The sequence below is a fragment of the Pseudonocardia pini genome, from assembly GCF_013870575.1.
Lineage (GTDB): Bacteria > Actinomycetota > Actinomycetes > Mycobacteriales > Pseudonocardiaceae > Pseudonocardia > Pseudonocardia pini.
Map to the genome: position 1 here is coordinate 1 of NZ_JACBXB010000328.1, position 5880 is coordinate 5880.

Genomic DNA, 5880 nt, shown 5'->3' on the forward strand with positions numbered 1-5880 from the left:
CGCCACCCGCCCACGGTCAGCGCGTGGAAGATCGGGGTCTCGGCCGCGATCTCGGTGCGGCTCGCGTGCCTCCCGGGGAACGGGCCGGTGTCCTCGACGCCTCGTACCCGCACCTTCGTCGCCCGTCGCCTGCCCGCTGACCCGTCGAGGGTTCGCTCCCTGTCGGTCACGCCCCGCACCTCCGTCTCTCGTCGTCGTGTGCGGCGAGATGGTGCCATCGGCCCTGTCCCCACAGGGCCGTTCGGCCGCACACACCACCCACAACGGGGTCACCTGCTCGGGGAAACGGGTCGGGAGGGCTTGTTACGGCTTTTTCGGCTGGTTCCATTCGTTCGGGTGGTGTAGCGGCACCGAAGTGATCATGATGTCGCTCTGTGCACACGGCGTGTCCACTTTCGGGACGCTCGGTCACGTCCCCGAGGAGGGTCGCAGCCCGTGGACCCCGCTCCCGGGGCTCCTCGACCTGCATCGACGCCGACCCCTCACCCGTTCAGGACCGACGACCTCCGGTGATCGTCCGCAGGCAGCCCGGAGTCGATCACCGGCGGCCTCGGAACACACCATCCCGCCCAGGTCACGGGCGTGTCACGGCGATCCTCCGGACACCCTTTCGGGTCCGATCCACAGCGCCCGGCGTGTTCGGGCCGGCGATCCGGAAGCGGCTCGTTACTGTCGCCCGCAACAACCCATGATCACTGAATCTGACGGAGAGTAATCCGACTCTCACTCAGGTGATCCAGCCGAACTCCTGGCGATGGTCAACTACACGAGTGTGATTCGACGCTGAGTGACATCGCTGCTCCACCTCGGCGACAGCCGGCGCCCGTGCTCACCGCAACGGAGCAGCGCCGCCGCACCGCTCAGCCGAGTCCCGGTCCACGGATTACCGTTCGCGGAGTGAGCGACATCCCCGGGCCCGCCGAGCCCGGCCCCGAGCGGGCGCCCGTGCCCGCCGTCCCGGAGCAGGGTGCGCACCATGCCCCGCCGCCCCGGGCGGACCCGGCGCCCGATCCCGAGGAGACCGCCCGGCTGCGTCGGGCCGCCTCCGCGATCCCCACCCCGCTGCGGGTGCTCTCCGAGGTCTGCGCCCGCGCACTGATCATCGCCGCGGCGTTCGGCCTGCTGGTCTTCCTGATCATCCAGCTGCGCGTGGTGGTCGTCCCGGTGGCGATCTCCGTGCTGGTGTCCGCGCTCATGGCACCCGTCGTGCACGCGCTCGTGCGCAACCGCGTGCCCCGCGGGCTGTCCGTGGCGATCACACTCATCGGTGGCTTCGCGCTGATCGGGGGCCTGCTGTCGTTCGTGGTGAACACGTTCATCGGCGGCTTCCCCGACCTGCAGCGCCAGCTGACCTCCAGCCTCACCGCCATCCAGCAGTTCCTGGCCGCGCCGCCGTTCAACCTCAGCTCGGAGCAGCTGCGCAACCTGCCCGCGCAGATCGGCCAGGCGATCACCAACAGCCAGGCGAGCCTGACGTCCGGGGTGCTGACCACCGCCGCCACCGTCACCGAGGTCGGCGCCGGCATCGCCCTGACCGTCTTCACGCTGATCTTCTTCCTCTACGACGGCTCGAAGATCTGGACCTTCCTGCTCAAGGCCGCGCCCCGCCGTCGTCGGCAGAAGGTGGACGTGGCCGGGCGCCGGGCCTTCGCCACCCTCGTCGGCTACACCCGGGCCACGGTGCTGGTCGCCTTCGTGGACGCGATCGGCATCGGGATCGGGCTCTGGGCCGTCGGTGTGCCGCTGGTCGTCCCGCTGGCCGCGTTGGTCTTCCTGGGCGCCTTCATCCCGACCGTCGGCGCGGTGATCTCCGGTGCCGTCGCGGTACTGATCGCGCTGGTCGCGAACGGGCTGATCCCCGCCGTGATCATCCTGGCGGTGGTGATCGGCGTCCAGCAGCTGGAGGGTCACGTGCTGCAGCCCCTGCTGCTCGGGCGCGCGGTCCGGCTCCACCCGCTGGCCGTCGTCCTCGCCGTCGCGGCGGGCGTGGTGATCGGCGGGATCCCCGGCGCGCTGCTGGCCGTACCGCTGCTCGCCGTGGTGAGCGCGGCCGTGCGCTCCTTCGTCCGGGACGACGAGCCGCTCCCGCAGACGATCAACGCCGTGGACCCGCACGAGGGCAACCCGGACGTCGCGCACTCGATCCGGGTGCCGTCCTGGTGGATCCGCGTGTACCGCAGGCTGAGCGGCCGAGGTGCCGATCCGGCCGGCTGACGGGAGGATCGGGGGCGTGCGATACCTGATCACCGGCGCGACCGGCTACATCGGCGGGCGGCTCGCGCCGCGCCTGATCGGCTCGGGCGAGGTCCGTTGCCTGGTCCGTGACCCCCTCAAGCTCCGGGACGTCCCGTGGGCGCGGGACGCGGAGATCGTCAAGGGCGACCTGCTCGACCCGGACAGCGTGCGCGCGGCCTGCCGGGACGTCGACGTCGTCTACTTCCTCGTGCACTCCCTGTCCGACGCCGGGTTCGCGGCCCTGGACCGCAGGGCCGCCCTGATCGTGGCCGAGGCGGCCCGCGAGGCGGGGGTCAAGCGGATCGTCTACCTGGGCGGACTGCACCCGGACGGCCCGCTCTCCGAGCATCTGTCCTCCCGCGCGGAGGTCGGGGAGATCCTGCTCCGCAGCGGCGTCCCGACGGCGGCGCTGCAGGCCGCCGTCATCCTCGGCTCGGGGTCGGCGAGCTTCGAGATGCTCCGGTACCTCACCGAGCGGCTCCCGGTCATGCTCACTCCGCGCTGGGTGCGCAACCGGATCCAGCCGATCGCCGTGCGGGACGTGCTGCGGTACCTGGTCGCCGCGGCCGAGCTGCCGCCCGAGGTGAACCGCACCTTCGACATCGGCGGCCCGGACGTCCTCACCTACCTGGACATGATGCAGCGGTACGCGGCCGTCGCGAGGCTGCCCCGACGGCGGGTGGTGAGCGTGCCGGTGCTCACCCCGCGGCTGTCCGCGCACTGGGTCAACGTGGTCACACCGGTGCCGAAGGGCATCGCCGCGCCGCTCATCGAGTCGCTCGTGCACGAGGTGGTGTGCCGCGAGAACGACATCCTGGAGTACGTGCCCGGCGAGTGCCTGGGCTACGAGCGGGCCGTCGAGCTTGCCCTGGCCCGGATCGGCGAGGGCGAGGTGGAGACGCACTGGTCCGGCGCGGCCGTCGAGGGGGTGCCGTCCGACCCGCTGCCCAGCGACCCGGACTGGTCCGGCGGCACGGTCTACACCGACGACCGCGAGCAGCCGTGCACCGCGTCCACCGAGGAGCTCTGGCGGGTCGTCACCGGGATCGGCGGCGAGCGTGGCTGGTACTCGTTCCCGCTGGCCTGGTCGGTGCGGGGTTGGATGGACCGGCTGGTGGGCGGCGTCGGGCTCAACCGCGGCAGGCGCGACCCGGACCGGCTGCACGTCGGGGACGCGCTGGACTGGTGGCGGGTGGAGGAGCTCGAGGAGGGCAGGCTACTGCGGCTGCGCGCCGAGATGAAGGTCCCGGGGCTGGCCTGGCTGGAGATGCGGGTGGCGCCCGACGGCACGGGCTCGCGCTACAGCCAGCGTGCGGTGTTCGTGCCGCACGGGCTCAGCGGCCACCTCTACTGGTGGTCCGTGGCGCCCTTCCACGGCATCGTGTTCGGCGGCATGGTCCGCAACATCACCCACACCGCCGAGCGGGCGGAGGGGCCCGCGCGGCGGCCCGCCCAGGCCGAGGTGTCTAGAAGCGCTTGAGGCCCTCGTCGAGCGCGCCGATGTCCGGGAGCGTGAGCTCCAGCTCGGCCGCCCGGCAGTTGTCCTCGAGGTGCGCGACGTCGGAGGTGCCGGGGATCGGCAGCATCACCGACGAGCGCTGCAGGAGCCAGGCGAGCGCGACCTGCGGCGCGGTGACGCCGTGCGCCCACGCGATCTCCGCGACGGCGCCACCGGGCTCGGCGAGACCGCCCGAGGCGACCGGGTGCCAGGGAAGGAACCCGATGCCGTTCTCGGTGCAGTAGCGCAGGACGTCGTCGCTGGTCCGGTCGACGAGGTTGTACCGGTTCTGCACCGTGGCGACCTCCACGATCCCGCCGGCCTGCACGAGCGTCTCCACCGACACCTCGGAGAGGCCCACCTGGTCGATCTTGCCCTCGGCCTGCAGCTCGGCGAGCAGCCCGAACTGGTCCGCGGCGGGCACGGTCGGGTCCACGCGGTGCAGCTGGAACAGGTCGATGCGCTCCACGTCCAGCCTGCGCAGCGACAGCTCGCACTGCTGGCGCAGGTACTCCGGGCGCCCGCACGGCGTCCACCGCCCAGGCCCGGGACGAAGCTGGCCGGCCTTGGTGGCCACGACGATCCCGTCGTACGGGTGCAGGGCCTCGCGGATGAGCTCCTCGTTCGAGCCGGGGCCGTAGGCGTCCGCGGTGTCGACCAGGTTCACCCCGAGGTCGACGGCGCGGCGCAGGACGTCCACGGCGGCCTTCGGGTCGGCGGGCGGGCCCCAGACGCCCTTCCCGGTGAGCTGCATGGCGCCGAAGCCGAGGCGTCGGACCTCCGGCCCCTCGCCGATCCGGAACGTGCCCGCGGCAGCGGCCGGGGCCACGTCGGTCTGCGTGATGGCGCTGGTCATGGCACGAGGGTGACACCGACGGTGCCCGGGTCGCCGCCGATCGTGACCAGGACCGCACCCCCGTAACATCCCCCTCGTGGCGGACGCCGACGACGTCCGGCGCCTGGCCCTCTCGCTGGCGGGCGTCGTGGAGATCGACAGCGACGGGTTCGACTTCCGCGTCGACGGGAAGGGTTTCGTCTGGTCCTACCCCGACCGCAGCAGCGGCAGACGGGTCATCCGGACCGACGTCGCCGTGCTCTACGTGGGGGACGAGGCCGAGAAGCAGGCCCTGCTGCTCGGCGAGCCCGAGCTGTTCTTCACCACCCCGAGCTACGACGGGCTGCCGTTCGTCATGGTGCGCCTCGACGCCGTCGACGAGAAGCGGCTCGAGGAGCTGGTCGTCGACGCCTGGCGGATGCGCGGGGAACCCTGAGGCCCGTTCTCCGGGATCGCCCGGATCCCACGGCGGGTCGTGCGCCGTAGCGTTGCCGGGCATGGGGGACGAGATCGCACCACAGGACCTGCGCGTGTCGCACGCCGAGCGTGAGCGCGTGTCCACGCTGCTCTCCCAGCACTTCGCCGAGGGTCGGCTGACCGTCGACGAGTACGGGCAGCGCGCCGAGGCCGCCTCCGTGGCGGTCACCCGCGCCGACCTGAACCGGCTGCTGCTGGACCTGCCGGGCGCCGACGCCGTCCGCGTCCGCGAGGTGCTGGAGCTGACCACCACCGCGGGGGACCTGCGCAAGCAGGGCGAGTGGACGGTGCCCGCCCGGATCGTGCTGCGCTCGCGGATGGGCAACGGTCACCTGGACTTCCGCACCGCGCGGTTCACCACGCCGGTCGTCACGGTGGACGTCGACATCATGGTCGGCAACCTCGACATACGGCTGCCGAAGGGCGCCACCGTGGACGTGGACGAGGCCCGGACCTCGGTCGGCCAGCTCGTCGACAAGGTCGGGCCGAGTCTCGAGCGCGGCAACCCGCACGTGATCGTGCGGGGTGTGACCCGGCTGGGGAACATCCGCGTTCGCACCTGATCCCGGCAGCGATTGCCGCGGCCCCGCGGCGCCACTAGCGTCGCCGGCGTGGCCACGATCTCGGCGCTGGCCGACGCCCTCGACGCGCTCGTGCGAGACGGCGCGGTGGTCGCGCTGGAGGGTGTGAGCCCAGCCGTCGGCGAGGCCTTGCTGCGGCGCCGGGTCCGCGACCTCACGCTGGTGTCGGTGGATCCCGGTCCCGTCGCGGACGCGTTGGTCGGGGCGGGCTGCGTGACGCGGCTGGTCGTGTCCCGGACGGCCGGGGCCCGGAT

The 5880-nt window shown here is 72.5% G+C and carries 6 protein-coding genes; 5 read left to right on the forward strand and 1 reads right to left on the reverse strand.

Features of this window, described 5'->3' with window-relative positions; translation table 11 throughout:
- Positions 1-897 precede the first annotated feature (897 nt).
- Both H5J29_RS18475 and H5J29_RS18480 read left to right on the forward strand, forming a co-directional pair.
- A complete protein-coding gene (locus H5J29_RS18475; RefSeq protein WP_312858300.1) occupies positions 898-2214 on the forward strand; it encodes an AI-2E family transporter in 1317 nt (438 codons plus the stop codon).
- Between the two features lie 16 nt (positions 2215-2230).
- Positions 2231-3715 carry an SDR family oxidoreductase gene (locus tag H5J29_RS18480; RefSeq protein ID WP_181782206.1) on the forward strand — a complete coding sequence of 495 codons (1485 nt, stop codon included), beginning with the start codon at positions 2231-2233 and terminating at the stop codon, positions 3713-3715.
- Here H5J29_RS18480 and H5J29_RS18485 read toward each other — a convergent pair.
- Complete coding sequence (locus H5J29_RS18485) at positions 3702-4589, reverse strand: aldo/keto reductase (protein WP_181782207.1); 888 nt, start codon at positions 4587-4589, stop codon at positions 3702-3704. The two genes, H5J29_RS18480 and H5J29_RS18485, sit on opposite strands and share 14 nt — an antisense overlap.
- 76 nt (positions 4590-4665) lie before the next feature.
- Between H5J29_RS18485 and H5J29_RS18490 the strand changes: the two genes are divergently transcribed.
- The 3 genes from H5J29_RS18490 to H5J29_RS18500 form a co-directional block, all read left to right on the forward strand.
- Positions 4666-5004, forward strand: coding sequence for an MmcQ/YjbR family DNA-binding protein (locus H5J29_RS18490; protein ID WP_181782208.1), 339 nt, complete (start codon positions 4666-4668; stop codon positions 5002-5004).
- A gap of 61 nt (positions 5005-5065) precedes the next feature.
- Positions 5066-5608 (forward strand): DUF1707 SHOCT-like domain-containing protein, encoded by a 543-nt coding sequence (locus tag H5J29_RS18495; protein WP_181782209.1) that lies wholly within the window; start codon positions 5066-5068, stop codon positions 5606-5608.
- A gap of 48 nt (positions 5609-5656) precedes the next feature.
- A partial coding sequence (locus tag H5J29_RS18500) for a CoA transferase (protein ID WP_376768547.1) occupies positions 5657-5880 on the forward strand: 224 nt, incomplete at its 3' end.